The following is a 21940-nucleotide window of genomic DNA, read 5'->3' as shown; positions in this document are numbered from 1 at the left end:
CAAGGAGGCAACGTGTTGGTGTGGCTCAACGGACCGTTCGGAGGGGGCAAGACCACGACGGCGCGCCTTCTGGTGGAAGCGTTGCCCGGCAGCGCACTCTACGACCCGGAGGAAGTCGGCGGCATGCTCCGCTCCCTCCTCCCCGGCGCCACGGGAGACTTCCAAGACCTGGCGGCGTGGCGGGCCCTGACTGCGGCCACCGGCACCGAGTTGCACCGCCACCATCAGGGCCGCCCGGTCATCGCGCCCATGTCCGTCCTCGATCGCCGCTACGCGCACGAGATCTTCGACGCCCTCGCCTCGTGTGGCATCCCCGTGAAACACGTCCTGCTCCACGCGGACGCCGCAACGGTCCGCGCGCGTATCGACGCGAGCATCGAACATTCCGGGGACGCGGAACGCAGCGAGCGGGTCCGCGCCTTCCGGCGCAGTCGTCTGACCGCCTACGAGCAGGCGTACGCGACCTGGCTCGCCGCGGAAGCCGACGTCGTCGACACCACCGCTGCCACGCCCGCCGAGGCACGGAACCGGGTCCTCGCCCTCCTGGACTGCGAAAACACACCCCCCGCCGCGCCCGGCCACCCTGTATGGCGCAGTGGCGCGCGGGTTCCGACGTCCCAGCTTGAGTCCTCCGTCGACCTGCGCGACGGCCCGGTCGAGTCCGTCCTCGACCTCGTCGAGCGTGTCTTCGACACCCGGCTCGACCGCGTCCGCGTGGTGCGCAAGCGCCGCTCGCTGGGCGCCCGCACGGACCGCGGCACGTGGGTGCGCGTCGAACGCCGCCCCCCGGCCAGGATCACCACGCAGGGATGGAACGGCACCGAGACCGCGCAGGCGTTGACCGGTGTCGCGAAACCGCGGTGGCACGCGGGCCACGCGTGGGTCGACCAGACCGGGGCGGCGATGTGGCGCGCCGACGAAACCGACCTCGTCACCGAGGCGCCGCTGCGCTCGGGCGGCAGGCTGACCCGCGATCCCGGGTTGGGCAAGGCGTGGTGGCGGACGTTGAACTCCTCGTTGAACGCCCTCGCCGTGCAGCACACCACGCGCGTGGCCACCCCCGACACGGACATCGTCACGCCCGAACTGGTCACCGCAACCCTTCGAACGGTCTTTCCCGAGATCGGGGACACGAGCATCGACGAGTGGACGCCGGCCCATGCCGACCTGAACTGGGCCAACATCACCGGGCCCGGACAATGCCGAATCCTGGACTGGGAGGACTGGGGGATGGCTCCGCGAGGCCTGGACGCCGCGACCCTGTGGATCGGCTCCCTCGCGGTCGACTCCCTCGCCGAACGAGTCCATCACGAACGCCGCGCGGACCTGGAATCGCGCTCGGGGACATTAATGTCGCTGTTCGTCTGCGCACGGTCCGTCCTGCTCCAGCCCGACACTGCGGACCCACTCCTCGTGCCGGCACGCCACGTGGCCGCCGACCTCGTTGCGCGCACACGCTGAGAAAACCGCCGAGCCGTCGACAAGGAGCGCCGCCGTTCCGGTCCCACCGAACCGTTCGCACACGAATGGACCGCTGCTCCTGCACTACCGGTCGCCACATCCTCGGCGACCTAGCGTCTGGGCGCGCGCGAGAAACGAGACACCTCGACTGCCCATTGAGCGAGGGCATCCAGGTGCCCCTTCGCGGGCGGTCGCCCCAGAGCAGCGGCAACTTTGGGGTAAGCCGGGTGCATGTCGTGATCGGCACCCGTGACCAGCGCGGACAGCAACGGTTCGCGGGTGCGACCGCTGTCGATGCGGATCAACATGGCCGTCTGCTTCCCGCGGTCGGGAGCGGGCAGCCCGGGCGGGAGTTGCTTGCGGATCTGTGCCCAGGTGAGGGTTGTTCCGGTGATCGCGGCATTCTGCAGGATGAACTTGACTGCGGTGGTCACCGGGTCGAGTTCCGGCCTGTCGGACCGATCGGGGTTTCGGATCGAACGCGGCTTGGCACCTGTGTTCGGCCGGGTCGCGGGTCGCGCCGGCCCTCGCGTGGTCCGCGTCCACTTGGCCACGGTCTCGCGTTCACCGGCGCTGATGGCTTTGCCTGCGCCGGATGCGGCCTGGGCGAGCCTCTCCGTCAGGTCGCGCACTTCACGCCGGGACAGTTTGCCCTCGCCCTGACGGAGTTGCTTCAGCAGGCGCCGTACGTCTGCGGCGGCCGCGTCGCGTGTGTTCGCCTCACGGTTCTTCGTCGCCTTCTTCTCATCACGGAGCTGATTCAGCACGCGTTGCGCTCGTGCGGCGCGTGCGGCGCGCCCGTTCTGGGCCGTCTCGCGGTTCGTCGTCGCCTTCTTCGGGCGCGGCTGCACCGTTCTGTGGCGACGTGCGTCACGAGGTGTGTCCTGGGTTCGGGTGCCTTCCGGGTGGTCCTGCTCGCGCAGGTAGGCACGCGCGGCGGCGAGCACGCGCTGCTCCGATGCGCCGGCCCCACGCCGGGTCAGCGAGATTGCCTGTTGCAGCCGGGAGCGAACATCCCAAGCGCGCTGTTCGAAGACCGCCTTCTCGAGTTCGGCGAACAGGGCGCGTTGGTAGTCCTCGTGTGTGGCCAGCCATGCGAGCGCGTCCGTGAGGGCCTCCTGAGCCGCGGCCCGGGCCGGTGGTGTGAGTCGTTGGAGAAAGGGGCCGCTGCCCTCGCACAGGCGTCGTACGTGTTCGACCGTTCCCGTGCGCCGGGCAGCCTCCAGACCGCGGATGAACGTGGCAACGCTCTCCGGCATCGCCTCGTGATGCCGTGAGGGCCCGGGGAAGGCGCCGACGGTGCTGACCGAACGCGCGCCGTATTCATCTCGGAGCTGCGACGCTGCCGGTGTGACCAGTCCGCCATCCGTCCAGGTGCACTCGCTGAAGGGCACCCACTCGGTCGGTCGGGCCGAACTCTGTGTTCCGACCCAGACTCTGCGGCTGGCACCGTCGCTTTCGCAGCGCACCCGGTACACGTACGGGCAGTTCGAGAGCCTGCCGGGGTCAAGGATCAGGCCGGGGCCGAGTATGACCGTCCGCCCGCCCGTCCATTCGGGCGGAACGGAATCGTCCATGTGGATGCGCACACGGGTGCCGTCGTCCAGGTCGACGTCCAGCAACGAGCCGATCGGCGGTGGAAAGGCGAACCGTGCGCCCCGGCCATGATCGAGCAAGGAGCGGGACATCGCCGCTTTCACGTACAGGTGGTCCGCGCTGGACTCGCCCACCGCGGGCCGGCGGCAGGTGTGCAAGGTGCCGCCGGTCTGCGGGAAGTGCTGGAAGTGACATTGTCGATCGGCGTACATCTTGGACGCGAGCTGGGCACCGCAGCCACCCAGAAGCAGTCCGCACCAGAACGTGTCACGTTTGTGCGCGCTGCGAAATACGTCGAGCTCGATCGCTTCGGGCGGAAGCACGACGGGAACATCGGAGTGCTCGTTGCCGATGACCGCAGTCTGCACCAACCTGGTGTCTCGAACCATGTCGCCCCCGATTCTCTCGGTGGCAACGATAGGTCGTCGTCGCTCCTCGTGACCGGGGATCGCACGACACTCGTGCCCGAAGAGACGCACGAGGTGTGCGCGGTTGCGCACCGAACCACGTGGCGCCAGCGCGTGGCGCGAACGCGCTCCTGGTGGCGCCTGGGGATCGGCCGGTAGAGCAGCTCGGGATGCGTCGACTCGACGGAGTTCCCTGCCGGTTTTCGGTTCGGGCTGTGATTGGCGAGCGGTGTGGATGTCATGCGCGATGGGGTGAACCCGGCGCTGACACCGCGCCGGCTGTTTGCCCAGCAAGGAAACCGGGCTCGCTCCCGCACGATCTCCGCCACGTCGGTGCCGCAAGTCCCGTCGAAGCGGGGCCATCGCACGGCCACTTCCTCAGCTTGGGCGTCGGCAGGTCTCCCCCGACGTTTCCGCGATCGCCGTCATACGCCTGCGTCGTGCGATGTGCAGGCGCGGGGCGCCGGATCAGACGAGACGGGCGGTTCGTCCAAGTGAAGCAGCAGTGAGGAGGCAGCCGCCGTCTTTGCTGTGGACTTGGACCCTCCCACCCCGTCACCGGATACCGGCTCGCCCTGATGCAGGGCGTGTACGAGACAGCGGTACGTGAGCATGTGCCCGGGACCGCTGGAGGAGATGGTCCAATCCAGATCGGTGAGTTCGCCGCGTTGTGATCGCTCGTTCACTTCGCTGACCGCCGTCAGGTTCGACACACTCTTCCGAGCCTTGGGCAGGGATGGGGCCTGGCGAACAAACGCATCCGCGGTGGGGTCCTCCATGCCGGCGAGCGCGGCGATCAGGCTCACGTACGCGAGGTGTTGCGCGTTCTTCTTCGTGGGTCCGGTGCGGGCGTTGCCCCGGGCCAGGTCGGTGCCGTCCTGCTGGCTCAACGCGGCGTGCGCGGTGAAGGACCGCCGGTGGGGCGGGCCTTCCGCACGTTCGTGGAGCCGGACGGCCGGCAGTCCGTTCCACTGGATGTACATGGAGGCGATGCTCGCCGCTTCCTCGGGTCGCGTGTTCAGGCGCCGCAGCGCCGCCTCGCGGGCCTGGCCCCATTCGGCGCCACGGGCGATCAGGAGGATATGGGCCAAGTCCAGCGCGCTCAGACGCTCGGGAGCACGCCGCGTTGCCTCTGTGACGACTTCCGGCGCCTCGAGGCCGTCCTTGGCGACGCGTTTGAGGAGCGCGTGGAACGCCGTCTGATCGAGATGGCCGATGTCGCGCGCCGTGGTGGCGGCGCGCCGGTCGGCCGCGTGGGTGCGTTGCTTGAAGTGCTCGGCCTTCGAGTCCATTGCGGCGCGTCGCAGTGCGTTCAGATGCTCCCCGATCGTTGCGAGCTGTGTGATCGGGTATGGGTGTGCGGCTCCGTCCAAGTGGGCGAACACTGCCCGTTGTACGACGAGGTCGGCGTAGCGGCGCAGCGGGCTGGTGGCGTGGACGTAGGCGGGCAGTGCCAGGCCCCAGTGTCCGCGCAGCGTGGGCGCGTACACCGCGGCGTTCTGCACGAGCCCGGTTCGCCGACGCAGCAGTTCGAACTGTTCGGTGTTCCCCGAGGCGACGACCGCCGCGAAGTCGGCGGCGATTTCGCTCTGTTTCGGCGAGAAGGCAGAGACCGTGTGGTTGCGAAAGAGGACGGGCACCTCGTGCGTGCAAGCCCATTCGGCCAGGGCCGCGTTGGCGGCGATCATGCACTCCTGGACGATCACGTAGCCGATGGTGCGTTGTTGGCGGGGAATCTCGACGAGTTGCCCGTCGTCGCTGGTGGCCCACCCCCGGGTGAGGTCGTACAGGGCGAGGGCGCCTTGGCCGCGTCTTGTCGCCAGCAGCAGTTCGGCCAGTTCGGAGGCGTCACGCATGTGCGCGTGCAGCTTGTGGCCACGGTCTCGGAGGGCTGCGGTGACTTCTTGGTGTGTGGCGGTCGTTGCGTTGGTGAGTACCGCGCGTCGCACGTCCGTGGTGGTCACCGAGCCCGTGCGATCGATCGTCAGACCGATGCTGAGGGTTGAGCGGGTCGTCCCCGCCGCAAGGGTCTGCCGACGCTCGACCGACCTCGGCAGCATGGGCCGAATTGCCTCGGTGCCCGCGTATCGGGTCTCTCCCCGAGAGAACGCCTCGGCGTCTTGGCGGCTGCCGACGGGCACCCCGGATGCGACGTCGGCGATGTGAACCGTCAACGACCAGGAATCGGGGACGAGGCGGCGGATCACGATCGCGTCGTCGCGATCGATAGTCGTGGCCGAATCGATCATCACGGGAACACGCTCTGGTTGTTGGGACATATCGTAGTTCTCCATGTTGGTTTAGTGGTTGTCTCCCGGCTCGGCGCCGAAGCTCGCCCGGGTGGCGGTGATCAGGCGATTCGGCGATGTCGACCAAGACATCCTGTCGTGGCGGGGGCCGGCTGTGGGGCGGATGCAAATGTTGGGAGGGCTCGGTCGGCGGACGGTTCCGTTCGTGGCCGTCGACCGGGCCCGGCTGCCGCATTCGCAGTCAGATTCCGGTAACTCTTTGGCGACGTTCGACGGACTCGGTCAACGGCGCGTGGCGGTTACCGGGTTGGGATCGAGGTGCCGGGTCGGCTGCCCCCGGGGCTCGGCGAATCAGGACTCGGGGCGATCTTGCGGGCACAATGCCTCGGCGAGGCCAGCGCACGATGGGTGTTCGCCCCAGCCGGGGCGGGCGCGCCGTGGTGGGTGAGGGGGTACGTCGTTCTCCTGGGGCGCCCAAGTGCGCGGGCGGGTCCGGGACCGCCGGTGGCGACAAGCATTGTCGCAACGTTTGCGGCGATCCACGCCCGTGGGATCACGCTCGCCTACGGTGTGTTCGGATCGCCCGGGCATGCGACGCCGCGACGGCTGCAGCGGATCCTGTGGCGCAGGCTGTATTCGTGCGGACGGTCGTCGTGCCTGCGGATCAGGTATCGCCCTGCGCTCGTGTCGAGCGGGTCCGCGACGAACAGTTCGTAGTCGGCGGGGAAAGCACCGGCGTCTCGGGCATCGTCGAACCATTGCAGGGCGGTTTGCGGACTTTCGAAGGACAGGACGATGTCGTGGCGAACGGGTCGGGTCACCGGGCTCTCCTCGCAGGCGGGTAGAGGTCGTCAGGTGCCGTCGGGCGACGGCTCGGGTTGCCGGGGCATCCTCACTGGTGGAGTGTCACCTCGCGCAACGCCGCCGCGGTGAGCGCGTGCACCGCGGCGATGGCACGCGGGTCGTCTCGGAGCCCGTGGACGATGTCGAGCATCCGCTCCGGCCCGCCCTCCCGGGCGGAACCTGGTCCAAGACTCCCTGCACGATCCGCCGGGCGGGGCCCGTTGCGGCCACCTGCTCCTCGACGTTGCGCAACTCCTCGTCGAGCCTGCCGCCGAACCGGGCCCGCTGTTCTGGCCGGCGGACAACACGACGAGCGCGTCTGCGTCCTCGGGTACCAGACGGTGGAGATCCGGGATGCCGTCCGGCGAGCGCAGGTGGTCCGGGCAGTCCTCGAACACGACGACGGGCCAGGCAGAATTGGGCGATGTGGAGGGTGTGGAAGGGCGAAAATTGCTCGGCGTGCGCCACCATGACAGGCAGCCCGGCCGCCAGCACCGGGCGGCCACATAGTCGGCAGCACGTTGCTGCACGATGGACCAGCAGTCGTTCACAGGTAGTCCTCGTAATCCTCGTCGCAGCCGTCGTCGGCGTACGTGCTGTACACGACGGCAGCGTCGTCGGGAGCACCGTCCTCCGCGAAGCGGTACTCGTCCTCGTACGGGTCGTAGGGCTCTCGCATCTCGTCGGCCAATTGCGACCAGTACTCGGCCTCCTGCTCGGCCTCGTACTCGGTGCGCTCCCGGGGACCGAGACGGTCCAGCCACTGCTGGTGGCGGGCCCGGTCGGCTTCGTCGCGGGCGCTGTGGTAGCCCTTCCAGATGTGTGAGGGGAGGTGCGGGTCGGAGGAGCACCAGGACCACGAGCCGTGGTGGCCGGCCGGGCGCGCGCAGCGTCCGCCGTCGATGGGGTGCGCCAGACCCGGGCAGCGCGGAACCAGTTCCTTCGAGGGCTGCCGCTGCGGTGTCGCGGAAAGCTCGCGACGCACCTGGACCAGGACGTCGGGGAAGCGGCTCCCGGTGGCGCGGACGATCTCCCGGGCGGTGTGCTTGAGGTGGTCACTACCGGCTTTGGTCACGGTTGTCTCCACAGCGGGCCCCACGCTCCCGCCGGACGTCGCGTGAAGGCTCGCGATCAGGTAGGGATGTTTGGTAGTGCTGCGCGGGACCCGACTTCGGTCCTTGTCCGGCGGCGCCGCCCCGGTGCGGCGTGGGCGCGGGGCGGCAGCGGAAACGGCGTTTCGCGGCATGCCGTCTACTTCTCCACCCACCCTAACGGGCAGGACCGACAACCAAGGTTTGAGGCCACGCGCATCCGGGCTCGTACGACCATGACGACGCGGGGCAACACCCCGAATCGATGGTGATTACGACCGGCGGCCGGAGGGCAGGTCCCCCACCAGGCCGGCCGCTGGGGACGGCGTCCCAGGGCGGGGTTAGTTCGAGGGCGTGACGGGGCCCATGCCCGGGGAGACGACCAGGTGCAGGGCGTTTCCCCGGTGCTCAAGTGGGAGGAACACCTTGCCGTCGGACAGGTCCACATCGGGGTAGGCGCGGGCCGGGTCGAGGAGTTCGTACTGGCAAGCCCGGCAGATGTAGGCGTGCCCGGTGAAGGCAAGGGTGGCGATCTTCCCGCAGTCGGTGTCGGGGCAGGGCATGGGCTGGGGCCTGCCCGGCACGGCGGGGACGACGGGGCGCTCGACGGTGAAGCGAACGGGCCAGTCGGCGCGGCGTCCGAACCGCGCGCGGGCGTATTCGTCGGCTACCGCGATCAGGTCCTCGTGGATGCGGCGGTGCATGCTGGGCGCGAGCGGGGTGGTGATACGGCCGGAGAGGTCGAAGCCGAGGAAAAGCTTCAGCTTGCTCCGGCCGCCGTTGTTGACGAAGTGCAGGGCCTGGGTGCCGGTGTGGCCGCGGTCCTCGGTGTCGAACAACTCGACGGCCATCTCGGCGGCGCGCCCGGGGTCGGGCTGGATGCGGGGCACGGGTAAGTCCTTTCCGGTAAGGCGGATTCGGTTCCGGGTGGGGCGACGGCGAGGTGCCGCACTCCGGCGCGGGCGGCGGACGTGAGTTCGGTGTGCTGGCAGGGGGCTCGGATCTGCCCGCTGCCGATCCTCAAGGCGCTCAGGCGGGGGAGCAACTGCCGTCGCAGTAGACGGTTTCGCCCATGTGAGCGCCGTCCAGCGACTCATGCCCCTGGCACCTGTTGAACGGACCACCGTGCCAGGGAGTCGGAAGGCGCTCCGGGCCGCCAGCGGTCAGGCTCTCGTCGAGGCGCTCCCAGAGCATGCGCACGCTGCTGGTCTCGTCCAACTCGCGGATCGCCCTGCTCATCTCGACGTGGAGGGCGTCGGTGCCCGTGTCGTCAAAGTTGTCGCCCTCCTGCGGTGCGCAGCGGAGCTCGCGGACCGAGAGCGCGAACGAACGCACGTCGCCCCGGGGAGCACCGACCCTCACGATCAGCGTGTCGTCCAAGGCGCTCGCATGGAAGGTGATGCCGTTCACACGCTCGCCGTCCACCAGCATCGCGACGTCGGCCGCGATACCCCGGGCGGACAAGAGGGACACCCTGATCACGTTGGTCGGCTCGCTCATGGCAACTCCTGGTGGGTCGGGGATCGCTGATGGCCTTCGTGGGGATGGAACTGCTGCGGCGGCGGGCTGTCTGACCGTCAGGCCCCACACGCGGCCTCGCGAATGATGCGTTCGGCCTCGACCGCGCCGTGCTGCGAGACGAGGTAGGGCACCTGCCTGCCGAGGCCGTCATTGTTGATGTCCGCCGCAGAGTTCCCCGCTTCGTCGTACAGGGCGTCTGCCGCCCGGTTGTCGGTAACACCGGTAGCGTTGCACCCGTCGCTGCCATAGCGGGCGGCGGCGTCGTGCACGGCCTCGTCCAAGTCGACGGGCTTGACATCGAGAGTTCGGGCGAGGGCGAGGAGTCGGGCGGTTCCCTGGGACTCGAGTGGAGTCGGCGGGGTGTCGGCTTCGATGTCGACCATGAAGAGTCCTCTGGTGGCCTGACAGGCCGATGTCGTTTCGGTTGGTCGCTCGGAGGACGGAGGTTGCCCGTCGGCGTCCGTGTCCTCGGGCCGGCTCGGGGCCGGTCATACGATCGAGTCGGGCCGTCCGCCCGAGCCGGACGGCTTCGACCAAGGCGCAGACCGGGATTTCCGTGACGACAGACTGGTTACAGTGTTGCCGTATCGGCGGACGTTTGGTCGCCCCGAGAGGACGCCGCATGGGCGTTCATGCGAAGCAGAGGCCCGTGTGGTTGACAGGCTGCGGGCAGCCGTCAAGGCACTGATGCCCGTCCCGGGCTTGCTGGGTGTCCAGCGTCTCGTGGCAGTCCGTGCACAGTGCGGGGGTGCCGAACCATTCGGTGGCGCGGGCAAGGAAACCGACACCGCCGCAGCGCAGGCACGTGTCGTCGGCCTGCGAGGGACGGTCGGTGCTGACGAGCGAGGTGATGAGAGCCCCTGGGAGCGGTCGGCCGGTGTGCTCGGCAAGCATGGCGGTGCGGGCACGGTCGAGCATGTCCTGCTGCCGCTCGGAGAGATCAGTCATTTCAGCCCCCTCCCACAGTTCTACGGCGCTCTTGACGAGGCATTCGATATCGAGGGGTTCGAAGAGTTCGGCAATCACGAGTACTTCCTCCAAACACGGATGCTCGACAGGCTGCGGATGTCGTGTTGTCGACGGCGGCGGATCCGTTGCGCCGCCCGACGGGTGGCACGTCCATGGGGCTCGGGACGCCAGGTTCAGACCGTCTGCACCCCCGCGTCCTCCAGGCGCTCGGCGAGCCTGTTCCGCCAACGGGTCGCGTAGAGGATGCAGTTGGACTCGCTCCTGTGCGTGGGGGAGCAACCGCGCTCGTGACGGCCCGCGGTGCTCCAGGCCATCGAGTCCGCCGAGGCGATCCAGGACGAACTCAGCAGTAGACCCTGGGTCTTGAAACCGAAGGCGTGCAGATCCATCGGTGGCGCGCCTGGTCCCCCCAGGCGAGCGAGGTTCTCGAGGATCAGGGAAGCCCAGACGTGATTCTGGCGTTGGCACATGCTGCCGACTCCCACCAGTGGCTCGGCGAACAGGTCGATGCCGGCGTCTGCGTACATCTCGGCGCAGCGGACGTACTGGTGGGGCAGCCATCCCTGGAGGACAGGGATGACCCGGGCTTTGCCCACGAGGCTGCGCAGTTCGAGGACGGAGTCGACGGTCCGGCGCAAGTGCTCCTGGACGGACTTGCCGGTTCTGTTTGTCGTCTCCGGTTCGCACATCCAGTCCATGGGCGAGCACCATTGCAGCTTGCCGATCTCGTCCGCGTATCGATCGACCGCAGCCGCGTACCGCGTTGCGCTGGTTCGCCATTCCCCGTGCTTGCCGAGTTCGGAGAACGCGCCGCTGTCGAGCGCCCAGGGGCCGACGGCCCGGGGCAGGCTTCTGCGATTTTCCAGACGCCGATGGGAGACGAAGAGCGGCTCCGAGATGCGAGTCAGCCATGCCGGCTGGTGGACTCCCATAAAGAATCGGATGCCGGTTGAGGTCACGAGGAGGATTCGTCCTCTCGAAGAGGTGGTCGGTTGTCGGTGTGTCTGACCGGCGGGGTCGATCGAGCCATGCGCCAGGCGATCCGGACACGAAGCGGGGTGACGCGGTCGCCACGTTCCCGCGGCGGCATGTGCTCCCGCCTCGCGGGCATCGAGCCCCACAATGCGGAGGCGGGCTTCACGAGGCAGGCGGCGACGGCGACTTCGTTGTACGCCAGGCCGCCAAGGCTTCGTGGCCCGCATCCGTCATGACCTGGTGGCCATCTGGCGCTCGTCGTTCGATGAGACCACCGGCTCGGAGTCGGTCCAGGGCTGCGGCGTGTCCTGTGACCACACCGTTCTCGTTGGTGTCGAGGATGCGGGCGCCGGTGGGGGTCAGAGCGCTCATCGGGTTTCCCTAAGAATGTGAGGCGTTGGGGAGGGCCGCGATGCCCCGGACGGAGGCCCGTTCGGGGCATCGCGCTTTGCGGTGAGTGCGTTCCGACGGACTGCGGTCCGGATTCCGCATGTCGCGTCCGGGGGAGGGGGTGGGCATGGGAGAAGCTCGTGTTTCCTCCGCTGGCGGAGGTGCGCGGATATCGTGATGCCGCATGCGGTGCCTACGTGTCACTGTTGGCGCCGCCGGAGGAGTCCTCTGGCTCTCCCACACGATCCTACTCTACATGGAAAATCATCCTTATGAATCTTCGGGTCCCCGGCTGACCCGTGCGATTGGTCGATCGGCGTGGATCGGCCTTGTCGCCTCCGGCAGAGGTGCGCGCGGCCGGGAGCGTGATGCTCCGGCCGCCGCGCACCCGGGGATGGCCGATCCCCCGGTTGTCCGGTTCCGGTGGTCCTAGTGCGCGGTGTCACCGTTGGCGGTGTCGCGCTCGTCGTCGGTGAATACGTACGATCCCGTGTCGCCTCCGCGAGAGATCATCGTCCCGGCGGCCTTGATCGAGTTCGTCGAGACCCGGCTGTCGTAGCTGAGCGTGGTGTCGCCGCCGATACCCATTCCGGTGGCGGCCGCGAAGGCGTCCTGATCGGCGCCGAGGAAGACGAACCGCCAACCGGCATCGGCCTGTTGGCGAGTGATCAGATCGTTGACGGTGGGCAGGTCGTACTCGCGGGACGCGTTCTCGGCGCCGTCGGTCAGGATCACTACAACGGTTTCGTCCGGTCGTTCCTCCTTAGTCAGCGTCTCCACGCGAGCCATCTCGCCGGTGATGGTCATGCCGACCGCGTCGAGGAGGGCGGTCCTGCCGTCCGGCCGGAGTGTCAGGACCGGTACGGCGTCCAGGGGTACGCACGGGAAGACGGTCTCGACCTGCTCGTTGAATCGGACGAACGTGACGATGTCGCGAGTCGGAGCGGCCTGCTGTTCCGCAAGGAAGGCAGCGAGGCCCCCTTCCGTATCCGTCCGAACGCTATGCATGGATCCGGAACGGTCGAGCACGATGAGAATGTGGCGCAAGGCAGAGTTCACGGGTACTTCCTTTGTGTCCGTCGGTTCGGTGGCGATGTGTCGTCGGGACGACCGTCGCTCATGGGCCGATTGCACGAGAACCAAGATGGTTCACGATTGCGTTCGTTCCGGCCGTGGCTGTAGGCGGAGGTGCTGCCCTTTTCGTCCGCGCCGGCCCACCGCTTGCGACGCCCGCGGGGGAGTTGCGCGACAAGCCGCCGATGCGGTCTTCCGGCGATGGTGCACAGGGCAGGCGGGTGAGAACCCCGATCAGTGACTTGAATCTCCATGTTACATGAATATCGATCCTTATGCAGCAGATGTCTTTGATGCCTTGCCGGGTGCAGCAGCGGATTCGCTGGCCCGGTCGGCGCGCGGTGAACCTCGCCGGGTGCCCGGCGTGGCCGGAAGTCGTCCGATCCGGCCACGCCATCAGCCGTGCTGCACGATCGCCACAAGCGCCGCTGCATCACCGGCCCCAGAACTCAGGACCGGTCGCGGTACCAGATCAGGAACTGCTCGGCCCTGGTCTGGTCGAGAAGTACGGTCAGGCATCCCGCGTCGTCGAGGTCCCGCGTTATGCCCTCGGCCGAGCCGTCCTGCGGCCGGGACCCGGACCAGCGAGCGATAAGGGAGAGCAGGCTCCCGGCCCCCGGGCCCTCGGCGGCCAGTGTGAGGACGACGGTCAGCGTGTCGTCGATGCCGAGGTCCACCAGGGCGCCGGCCAGGTCGGCTCGCAGCCGATCGAAGAGGGCCGACTGGTCGGGTACCGCTGCGCCGAAGGCGTCGGCGCTTGTCTGGGCCTGCGCCGTGCGGGCGTGGAAGGCGTCGACGAGGTTCCTGGCGCAGACGCGCAGTGCTTCGTCGGCGATTTCCTCCAGCGTGGAGACGGTGCGATCCGTCGTGCCGGGCGGAGCGAGCGGGTGGAAGCCTGTCAGCCGCTCGGTGCCCCCACCGTCGAGGAGGGTGAGGATCGTCAGGCCCAAGGCGGGGCGCAGGTTGATTGTCCACTGGTCGGGCAGCGGGTGGGTGGGTGTGGTCATCGACAACCTCGCGGTGGGTGGCGTGCGTGCGGATCCGCCTACACGGACGGCGCTTTCCTGCCGCTGGTGGCCCGAGTCCGGGCCTTCTGTGGCGCTCGATCACCAGTCCGGTGGCCTGGCTGCGGCGAGCGGCCGGGCGGCGGGCGCTCGGGGATCGGCCGGCGTGTCGACGCTGGCGGAGGCGGCGTTGCCCGACACGCGGGTGGATGCAGCGGCCTGCGCGCCGTGGCCGCACAGACCACTCCGATCCTCACTATCGGCGATGGACTCTTCGCAGTCCTCTGCCGCGCAGAAATACGCCTCGTACGTCGCGAGCGGGATGAATCGCATCGCCGCGGTGGTGATGCTGATGGTAAGGACACCGCGTTCGGAGATGCGCGTGGACGGGTGGGCGCGCAGGACGGCGTGCCAGACGTCGATCCCGTGGAGCGTGCGGTGCTCGATGGTCTGCGGCCGGCTCCAGACTGTGCCGTTGCGAACCTGCACGACGTACTCGGATTCGAAGTCGACCGCGGCGCGGAGGTCGGCGGGAGCGTCGGTGCTGCGGGATACGGCGATGAGGGTCTCCGGTGGGTGACGAAGGCGGTGGGCGAAGCGACGAGGCGCGAAATCGCTGCCGGGCGGTGTCCTGGTCCGACGGCGGGTCAGATGTGGGCGACGCGATCACCGTCGTCGGTGAGGACCAGCATCAGCCGACGGTGGGCATGCGGGGCGTCCCAGGCGACGTCGAGCTGTCGGACGAGCGGGTGGGGGTTCCAGCGGGTGACGGTGCCGGTCGCTCCGGTCGGGATCGGGGCGTGGTCGGCGCACACGATGACCTTGATGCGGTCCCCGGGAGTGAACTCGGGCTCCATGGGCTCTCCTTCGACTGGTGGTACGCGGACACGGGCTGAAGGCCGAGACGAACATCGGGCAGTGACAGGTTGGCCCGTGCGCCGTGGTGGAGGGTGGACGTCAGCGGTATTCGCTCTCGCCCTGGTTGTCGACCTCGACGAGCAGAAGGCGTGGCCCGTTGGCCTCGTGCTCGATGTGCACGTACGGCACCAAGGGCCGTCCCGCCCACTGCTCGCGGAGGCGTACCAGCACGCTGACGTCGTGGACCCGCAGTTCGTAGGTGTCGCTGCGGGTGCCGCCGTCGGGGTCCGGGTCCGCGTCGACGACGGTGAGGACGGCTTCGCGCAGAAGGCATTCGGTGGGGTGGCGGCGCGGCATGGTCACGACGAACACCCAGAACGCGGCGACGGACATGCCGATCGCCATCAGGGAGTCGGTGAACGTGTGCGGCTGGTAGAGCCAGGTGCTGCTCAAAGCCACGGTGGTACTGGGCAGGGCACACAAGGTGCTCCAGCGCCACCATCGGCCGGACGCGGAACGGCCGGCGAAGCGGTCAGTGGAATCGGGCACGGATGCCTCCAATATCGGCGTGCCGTGCGGCGGTTGCCGGGACGGCGTGGTCATGTAGGGTGCTCGCTTCCAGGGCGGAGGCCCCGCCGTTCGTGCCGCGGCCGGAGGCCGGACGAACAGGCGTGGCCGCCGAAAGCGCCACGTGCTGACGGGCCGCCTCCGTCGAAGTGCGGGACGCGACGACGGTTCAGGCGCCCTCATCGAAGTCGTCGGGCATGTTCAGGTCGAACCCGAGCGCCTGGAGGCGTTCCTTGATGGCTTCCACGATGTCGCCGCCCTCCAGATCAGGATCGGTCATGGTGGCCAGAACGGCGCTCATGCCTGCCAGCGCATCAGCTTCCTGAGTGGTGCCCTTGTGTGGCCGCCCGAACTCGCGGGCCAAGACGGCGATGACTATGCCGAGCATCTGGGCCTGCTCTTCGACGTGCCGGTCGGCGGCCTCGTCGTGGTCGTCATAGTCCTCTCCCAACAGAGCGCCATCCGGACCCTTGAAGGGCGCGATCTCGGCCTGTTGTCGGGCCACCATGGAAGCGTGGGCCGTGATCAGGTCGTGGACAACTCCTCGCCACGACGTCTCGGGGTTGTCGGGGAGGACAGCGGGAACGCTGGGGATCATCGTTCTCCTTGGGGGAGGCGTAGGGCCCGGACGGGGGGCGTTTCGCGAATACGTCCGGAAACGAGCGTGTGCTATCGGTCGGCGCCGGTCACGTGCAGACCGGAGACGCTGGGCAGCCGCGACAAGATCGTGTAGAACTCCGCTGGCCGGTATCCGGCCTTGCGACCCGCCATGCCGAGACGGACCCGCAAGTAGACCTCCACGTCGTCGATCTCATGGTCCCGGGTGGCGATGTAGCCCGCGTCCAGGCATGAGTACGTCACCGATTCGACGAGCGTGATCAGTTCGCCGAAGGCGATCCGTTCGCCCTTGCGGGGCAGCGGCAGCTCGCCGACCTTCCATGCGAAACCCGCTTCGTATTCGCCCCCTTCATCGCCGATGCCCAGACCGAAGCTCACTTCTGCGCGCATGGCTGCCTTCCCTCTCCTCGTTGCGGATGGCCAGCCGCAGCTTGGGCGACCGGATGCGCCCTCACCATCTCGGGTCAGGCGGCGCTACTTCACATCCATATTACATAGTAATTGATATTTATAAAAGCAGAATCGACGAAGGGCTGTCGGCGAGTCGCCCCTCCAGGGTCGTCGCAGCCGTGAAGTCGATGCTCGGACGCGGGCCATCGGCACTGATGCGGCGCCTCGCGGTGACGTGTCGCGCGCAGGAGCGGGCGCGGCCACTCGCCGAGGTGCGCCCCGCTCCCAGGCGGCCCCGTGCGGGCTTCTGCCGTTCGTGGGGGATCGAGTTTGGGCGGTCGGCACGTCGTGGCGAAAGAAACGCACAGATGGACGGCGGGTCAGCGGGCGTCGGGCAGCCTTGCGACGAACTTGCCCTTGGAGCGCCAGCGCGAACGGCAGGCCAGGCACCTGATCTCGGAAAACGGAGACGGGGTGCGGCGCCCGCCGTTGAAAGCGCTGTAGTTGGCGTTGCGGACGGTGACGACCCAATGTGCGCGGTGCCCAGCATTGCGACAGGCGGGGCCACGGCTCACGCCCGGTTCCGCGGAAGGCTCTTCGTGGTACGTCATGATGTTATTCCTGCCGTTGGTGAGGCCGCAGGGGCGGCAAGAGGCGAACCCGGGCGTTCAGCAATCCTGGATGATTCGGTGGTCGGCAACCGACGTGATTCCTGTGCCGCTTGTGGCGTCGCAACCGTCCTCGGTGCGGCGCAGAGCGCAGAGGAGCCAGGAAGGACCTCTCGAACCTTCACAGAGAGCACATGAATTCGCGTAATCAGGAGATGGCGGTTGGACGCCGGCATCGAAGAGCGCACGGGATTCCCGGCCCTCATCCGTCGAGCAGAGCCTGAATTGTGGCCTGCACGGCCATCAACTCCGCGTCGATCTCCGCCAGCGGCCGTGGCGGCGTGTATACGTAGAAGTGACGGGTGAACGGGATCTCGTAGCCGATCTTCGTCCTGGCGTGGTCGATCCAGGCGTCGGGCACATGTGGCAGCACCTCGCGCCGCAGATACTCCTCCGGGTCCTCCCCGAGCGGGACGTTCTCGAAGTCTCGCAGCGCCGGGTCCGGCAGCGGGCCGTCCTTGGAGCGTTGTACTTCGCCTTTCGGATCGGGAACACCCAGCGCCTCGCGCAGTGCCTTGGTGAGGGCGGCGCTCGAAGGCCACGGCAGGCCCGCCGTGGATACCGTGGCCTTGAGCGAGCGCAAAGCGCTGGCCTCCGTTGCCCACACCGCGCCGATCAGCGGGCGCAGCGCCCGGACGAACGCGTCCGCGTCGGTCGTCCGCTGAACCTGCTTCGACCTGGCCAGTTTCGCGAGTGCTGCCTCGCCAGCCTCGAAGTGCAGCCGCAGCGGTCGCTCGACCGTGACGCGCTGGTAGCCGAAGTCCACGTTGCGAAAAACCTTCACCTTGCCTGCCTTCCCGGGCCCGGTGACAGTGCCCTGTACGGGGGCGGACGGGATGGCTGGCGCCTCGGCGTACAGGCGCGTCAGCTCGGAGATGTGGTCCTCGCCGAGTTCCTTGCGTTTGTCACCCAGGGGCCTGCGCATCTTCCGCCAGTGGCCGCGGCCGTCGAGGAGCACGACGCTACCTCGCCGCCTCTCGGACTTGCAGTTGGTCAAAACCCACAGGTAGGTGGAGATCCCGGTGTTGTAGAAGAGCTGATCGGGCAGGGCCACGATGCCCTCCAGCAGGTCGTTCTCCAGGATCCATCGGCGGATTCGGGATTCCCCTGACCCGGCCGCGCCCGAGAAGAGCGGTGAGCCGCTGAAGAGGATCGCGATGCGGCTGCCGCCGCCGCCCGAGGCATCGACCGGCTTCATCTTCGCGATCATGTGCTGCAGGAAGAGAAGCGAGCCGTCGTTGATTCGCGGCAGGCCAGCCCCGAACCGCCCGAGTGAGCCGAGGTCGCGATGCTCGCGCTCGACGGCCTCTCTGGCCTTCCTCCACTCGACGCCGAAGGGCGGGTTGGCCAGCAGGTAGTCGAATGCCGCACCCGCGTGGCCGTCCTGAGTGAAGGAGTTGCCCAGGGCGATGTTCTCCGGGATCTGTCCCCTGATCATCATGTCGGAGCGGCAGACCGCCCAGGACTCGGGGTTCAGCTCCTGCCCGAACACCTCCACCGGACTGTTCGGATCCAGTCGGAGCAGTTGCTCCCGCGCGGCGCTGAGCATGCCGCCGGTTCCGCACGCCGGGTCCAGGACCGTACGGACCGAGCCCGGCGCGCGGCGAATGTCCACGTCCACCCCGACGAGGAGGTTCACCATGAGTCGAACCACCTCGGGTGGCGTGAAGTGCTCCCCGGACGTCTCGTGGGACTGCTCCGCGAACCGGCGGATCAGGTCCTCGAAGACGTAGCCCATGTGGTGGTTCGACACGATCTCCCGGGGCCGACCGTCTCCGCTCCGCACCACGGCGTGGTCCGCGTCTCGCTCGAACAACCGAAGATCCAGGTTCGCGAAGCGCCCGACGACGTGGTGCAGTAGCCCCGCCGCGGCCAGGCGCCGCACCTGCTGCGCGAAGCCGTACTGTGACAGCACCTCGCGCGCCCCGGGCGAGAAAGCCCCGCAGTAGGTGAGCAGTTGCGCTGCGCAGCACTCGGCGTCGCTCGCGATGCTGCTCAGGGTGAGAGGGCTGGTGTTGTAGAAGCCCGCCCCCGCAGCCGCCCGAAGCAGATCGTCCGGCACGTCGTCTCGGCCTTGGAACCGGGCCGCCACGTCCAGGACAGCGGTCTTGGTCGGTTCCAGAACGCATTCCAGGCGACGCAGCACCAGGAGAGGCAGGACCACCCTGCCGTACTCGGACTGCTTGTAGTCGCCGCGCAGGAGATCGACCACAGACCAGACACGGGCTGCCAACTCGGCATGCTTGACGTCGTTCACCGGATTCCTCCAATTTGCTGCGGACACCGAAAGGGGTGTTCGCTCGGTCGAGCAGGAACGTCGGGCAGGGCCGACCGCGCCGCGCCAACTGACATTCGACAGAACCAGCCGAAGGCCACCGCAGCTCCTTCTTTCGGCAGCAGGCCGGTCCTCACGCCCCCGCTGCTGTGGCCGTGCTGGCCAGGGCGGAGGGCATGCGAAAGGCCAGTCCGCGGGTAGTGCATCCCGCCGGAGCCGGCCGAGTGCTCCCGGCCGACCTGCACTCCGCAATCGACGCACGGACTACGGCGGGAAAGCCCGAGCTCGGACGACATCAGCACCCACCGCCGTAGACGACGCCGGGACCGAAGCGGCTCTCAAGAAGGGCAAACGCTTTCGTCTGCTCGCCGTAGGCGTACGCCCGCTGCTCGCAGGTGAGGGAGAAATTGATGGTCAGTTCGTAGGCGGACGGGTTCACCCAGAGCGGGACGACGACCGCAGCGATCTCCCGGGCTGCCGCGACCCAGTCTGCGGCAGCGTCCTCCGCAACGTTGAACAACGGCGCGAGAGTGCTCGGCGGATACGGGTCCTGGCGCAGCGGCCCAGGAGTGCGGGCCAGTTCGGCGGCCCGCGTGCGGAGATGTTCGGCGGGGCACGTCCCGTCGATGTCCTCCTGCGAGACCTCCTCCCCGTACTCCCGGAAGCGCTCCGCCAGGCTCGCGGAGAGCTTGAACTGGCCGTGCACGCTCAGGCAGCCACGGCCGTCCGAGTCGAACCGCTGGACGGCTTCGCCGCCCCGCCACTCGTACCCGCTGCCGAGTACCACCAGGACCTGGTGGAGTGCCTGGGTTCGGTCGGGATACGCACACGGGAACGCCCGGATGAGCTCGGTCAGAGTTTGGTCAACGCTCGCCATGGTGGCACCTCTTGACGTACGGACAGGAAGGGGCTGGGGGCGCGGTGGTGAGGCCGCGTGCACCGCCGGCTGATGATCGGGGAACTGCCGCTGTGCGGCGGTGGGGGCGCAGAACTCGACGCATGCGGGGAAGTCCGGCTTGATGTCCGGGCCCTGCCTCCACTGGGCCGTGACGGCGCATTTCATCCGCGTCGTCCCGGCACCGACCAGCCGCTCCACCAAGGGGCGCCTGCACCGCTCGGGCTTGTCCCGCTCCCAGGCCGATTCTCGGGTGAACGTGGTCAGCGAATCCCACCGTGGGTGTTGGCCCGTTTTCCCCGGATTAGGTGTGCGCGATGGCTTCGACGCAGGAGCCGCATCGACGAACACATCGCTTCGGACCTACTGGTGGAGATTCTCGTAGGAATCCAGGGCGGCAAGCACCGCGACGCCCAGGCTCTGTCCTCCGGGGCCGGCCAGCCACTCCTGGACGGTGGTCCCTGCGGGAGCGGCTGTCAGAAGCTCGACGAGGTCCGGAACATCGGTACAAGGAGTGCCGTCAGACGCGCACCCGGTCTCATAGGTGCCGACACCGGGGACGTGGGCGACGAAACGCCCGTCGGCAGAGTAGTGCGGGTCCTGCCACAACTTGAAGACGGCGCTGGGGGCCCGCGTCCTGAGTGCTGTCGCGACGTCTTCCCAGCGACCGAGCGGGGTCTCGTCGATCCCGTAGCGCCGGCCGAGAACCAAGCCCGGCCGACTCTCCTCCTCGTCGGTCCATTCCAGTTCGAAGTCCTCTTCGTCCATGATCTGCATGATGACGTCGTGCTCGTCCTCGTGAGCGGCGTAGACGAACAACTGCAACGGTGAGCGGTCGGACACGGCGCTCCTCCTGGGAACGGGGAATGATCGGGGCGAGCGAGGCTTTCGTCGAGGCGCCGACCCGGTGCGCGGTACCTCACCGCGCACGTGACAGCCCGCCGGCGTGACGAAATGGAGGCAGGTCGTTTCTGGGCGGCGCAACAGGAGCGGGGCCGCCTTGCTGCGGAGTGTCTAAGATCGGGTCAGTGAAACGACGACGATGCGGCGTCGTTGTCGGCCGTGCGGCGGCCTGCCGCGCCGCCGCTTTGCGCGGTCGCCGCGCTTGGCGGGGCGATGAGCGAGCACAGGACGGTGCACTGGTGCTCGGCCAGAATCTGCGCGTACGTGCCACTGTCGCGCACGTAGCGATTGATCTGGGGGTCGTCGATGTCTTGGGCAGTCCAGCAGAGCATGTGGCTCGGCCCCGACGTGCGGGCGTCGGAACAGATTTTGCGCGCATCGGCTTCGCTCATGCGCCACAGCACCCGCCGGTGGGTGCTCCTGGTGTTCTTGGAGGCGATGAAGACCACCACTTCTGCGGCCATGCGGAACTCCGATCGGGAAGGCGGGCGGTGGAGACAGGTTCGGGCCCGGCGCACCGGTCGAACGTGGTGCGCCGGGGGCGCCGGAACGCGTCGGGTCCGCGATGTCGTTTGCGGGCCGACTCACTCATCGCGGAGCCTCCTAGGCGCTCTCGGCGTCTTTGTTGCGGGACGGGTCGGATTCGCGGGCTCGCCCCGAGCCGATGGCGGTCGATGAGCTCTGCATCCGGACGTCGAAGAGACCGGGTAGAGGTGAGTTCAGGGCTGGATGCCCACTTGGACGACCGCGCCGGACGCGGAGTCGTAGATTGCCCCGTGGAAGGTCATCGAGGCGACCCTCGCGTAGCGGTCCTCGTTGAACCTGGTGAAAGGAAGTTCCTGCCCTCGATGCAGGAGCGCGCGGGCGAACTCTGCGTCGACGCTTTCGGGATAGACCCTCTTGTCGGGAGCCAGATCGATCACGTTCCACGTGGGACGCGCCTCATGGCTCACGAGCGCTGCCGTGATTTCGTTGTAGACGAGCACGTGGATCTGACCGTCGCGGAGGTAGCAGTGCCACGTGTATCCGTCCAACGTGTAGCCATAGGCCAGGGTGCGCTCGGCACCGGTGAGGTCCGCCGCGTCGAGGGTACGCGGCTGGTTTCGTGCAAGAAGCAGGGCGGTGAACTGGTCAAACTGCACAGGGCCTCCGTGGCGAGAGCAGGGACTGCACGCCATTCGGCGGG

Annotated in this window: 23 protein-coding genes and 1 pseudogene; 2 read left to right on the top strand and 22 right to left on the bottom strand. The window is 68.2% G+C overall.

Going from position 1 to position 21940, the window contains the following annotated elements; translation table 11 throughout:
- Positions 1-12 precede the first annotated feature (12 nt).
- Both ACMXN5_RS49260 and ACMXN5_RS49255 read left to right on the top strand, forming a co-directional pair.
- Positions 13-390: pseudogene (locus tag ACMXN5_RS49260) on the top strand (AAA family ATPase); the annotation flags it as partial.
- 249 nt (positions 391-639) lie between these two features.
- Complete coding sequence (locus ACMXN5_RS49255) at positions 640-1461, top strand: hypothetical protein (RefSeq protein ID WP_439681730.1); 822 nt, start codon at positions 640-642, stop codon at positions 1459-1461.
- A 110-nt stretch (positions 1462-1571) separates the two neighbouring features.
- On the opposite strand, the gene ACMXN5_RS49250 is transcribed toward ACMXN5_RS49255, so the two are convergent.
- The 22 genes from ACMXN5_RS49250 to ACMXN5_RS49145 all read right to left on the bottom strand — a co-directional run bounded on the left by ACMXN5_RS49250 (position 1572) and on the right by ACMXN5_RS49145 (position 21896).
- Complete coding sequence (locus ACMXN5_RS49250; protein ID WP_439681545.1) at positions 1572-3446, bottom strand: hypothetical protein; 1875 nt, start codon at positions 3444-3446, stop codon at positions 1572-1574.
- A gap of 443 nt (positions 3447-3889) precedes the next feature.
- Positions 3890-5713, bottom strand: a complete 1824-nt coding sequence (locus tag ACMXN5_RS49245; protein WP_439681728.1) for an RNB domain-containing ribonuclease — start codon at positions 5711-5713, stop codon at positions 3890-3892.
- A 563-nt stretch (positions 5714-6276) separates the two neighbouring features.
- Positions 6277-6534: a hypothetical protein gene (locus ACMXN5_RS49240; protein ID WP_439681544.1), complete on the bottom strand. Its 258-nt coding sequence runs from the start codon at positions 6532-6534 to the stop codon at positions 6277-6279.
- Positions 6535-7103: 569 nt separating this feature from the next.
- A complete protein-coding gene (locus tag ACMXN5_RS49235) occupies positions 7104-7631 on the bottom strand; it encodes a hypothetical protein (RefSeq protein WP_439681543.1) in 528 nt (175 codons plus the stop codon).
- A 357-nt stretch (positions 7632-7988) separates the two neighbouring features.
- Positions 7989-8537: a hypothetical protein gene (locus tag ACMXN5_RS49230; RefSeq protein ID WP_439681542.1), complete on the bottom strand. Its 549-nt coding sequence runs from the start codon at positions 8535-8537 to the stop codon at positions 7989-7991.
- Between the two features lie 139 nt (positions 8538-8676).
- Positions 8677-9147: a hypothetical protein gene (locus ACMXN5_RS49225; RefSeq protein WP_439681541.1), complete on the bottom strand. Its 471-nt coding sequence runs from the start codon at positions 9145-9147 to the stop codon at positions 8677-8679.
- Positions 9148-9224: 77 nt separating this feature from the next.
- Complete coding sequence (locus tag ACMXN5_RS49220; protein ID WP_439681540.1) at positions 9225-9551, bottom strand: hypothetical protein; 327 nt, start codon at positions 9549-9551, stop codon at positions 9225-9227.
- 247 nt (positions 9552-9798) lie between these two features.
- Positions 9799-10194, bottom strand: a complete 396-nt coding sequence (locus tag ACMXN5_RS49215) for a hypothetical protein (RefSeq protein ID WP_439681539.1) — start codon at positions 10192-10194, stop codon at positions 9799-9801.
- 116 nt (positions 10195-10310) lie between these two features.
- Complete coding sequence (locus ACMXN5_RS49210) at positions 10311-11069, bottom strand: DUF7221 family queuine tRNA-ribosyltransferase-like protein (protein WP_439681538.1); 759 nt, start codon at positions 11067-11069, stop codon at positions 10311-10313.
- An 862-nt stretch (positions 11070-11931) separates the two neighbouring features.
- Positions 11932-12561: a vWA domain-containing protein gene (locus ACMXN5_RS49205; RefSeq protein WP_439681537.1), complete on the bottom strand. Its 630-nt coding sequence runs from the start codon at positions 12559-12561 to the stop codon at positions 11932-11934.
- Between the two features lie 464 nt (positions 12562-13025).
- The gene (locus ACMXN5_RS49200; protein WP_439681536.1) at positions 13026-13583 is read right to left on the bottom strand and encodes a hypothetical protein; all 558 of its coding nucleotides are present in this window, start codon (positions 13581-13583) and stop codon (positions 13026-13028) included.
- Positions 13584-13682: 99 nt separating this feature from the next.
- Positions 13683-14069: a hypothetical protein gene (locus ACMXN5_RS49195; RefSeq protein ID WP_439681535.1), complete on the bottom strand. Its 387-nt coding sequence runs from the start codon at positions 14067-14069 to the stop codon at positions 13683-13685.
- A 158-nt stretch (positions 14070-14227) separates the two neighbouring features.
- Positions 14228-14437, bottom strand: a complete 210-nt coding sequence (locus ACMXN5_RS49190; RefSeq protein WP_439681534.1) for a hypothetical protein — start codon at positions 14435-14437, stop codon at positions 14228-14230.
- A 100-nt stretch (positions 14438-14537) separates the two neighbouring features.
- The gene (locus tag ACMXN5_RS49185; RefSeq protein WP_439681533.1) at positions 14538-14891 is read right to left on the bottom strand and encodes a hypothetical protein; all 354 of its coding nucleotides are present in this window, start codon (positions 14889-14891) and stop codon (positions 14538-14540) included.
- 283 nt (positions 14892-15174) lie between these two features.
- Positions 15175-15603, bottom strand: coding sequence for a hypothetical protein (locus ACMXN5_RS49180; protein ID WP_439681532.1), 429 nt, complete (start codon positions 15601-15603; stop codon positions 15175-15177).
- A gap of 71 nt (positions 15604-15674) precedes the next feature.
- A complete protein-coding gene (locus tag ACMXN5_RS49175; protein WP_439681531.1) occupies positions 15675-16013 on the bottom strand; it encodes a hypothetical protein in 339 nt (112 codons plus the stop codon).
- A 380-nt stretch (positions 16014-16393) separates the two neighbouring features.
- A complete protein-coding gene (locus ACMXN5_RS49170) occupies positions 16394-16624 on the bottom strand; it encodes a hypothetical protein (RefSeq protein WP_439681530.1) in 231 nt (76 codons plus the stop codon).
- 259 nt (positions 16625-16883) lie between these two features.
- A complete protein-coding gene (locus ACMXN5_RS49165; RefSeq protein ID WP_439681529.1) occupies positions 16884-18938 on the bottom strand; it encodes an N-6 DNA methylase in 2055 nt (684 codons plus the stop codon).
- Between the two features lie 313 nt (positions 18939-19251).
- Positions 19252-19833 carry a hypothetical protein gene (locus tag ACMXN5_RS49160; protein ID WP_439681528.1) on the bottom strand — a complete coding sequence of 194 codons (582 nt, stop codon included), beginning with the start codon at positions 19831-19833 and terminating at the stop codon, positions 19252-19254.
- 381 nt (positions 19834-20214) lie between these two features.
- Positions 20215-20694 (bottom strand): hypothetical protein, encoded by a 480-nt coding sequence (locus ACMXN5_RS49155; RefSeq protein WP_439681527.1) that lies wholly within the window; start codon positions 20692-20694, stop codon positions 20215-20217.
- Between the two features lie 182 nt (positions 20695-20876).
- Positions 20877-21218, bottom strand: coding sequence for a hypothetical protein (locus ACMXN5_RS49150; RefSeq protein WP_439681526.1), 342 nt, complete (start codon positions 21216-21218; stop codon positions 20877-20879).
- A 255-nt stretch (positions 21219-21473) separates the two neighbouring features.
- Entirely contained in the window at positions 21474-21896 is a 423-nt protein-coding gene (locus ACMXN5_RS49145; protein WP_439681525.1) for a hypothetical protein, read from the bottom strand.
- Between the last annotated feature and the right edge of the window lie 44 nt (positions 21897-21940).

This window comes from Embleya australiensis (assembly GCF_051903075.1).
In the GTDB taxonomy this organism is placed as follows: domain Bacteria; phylum Actinomycetota; class Actinomycetes; order Streptomycetales; family Streptomycetaceae; genus Embleya.
The sequence above is the reverse complement of the archived record's forward strand: the minus strand, read 5'-3'. Positions and strand labels throughout refer to the sequence as shown.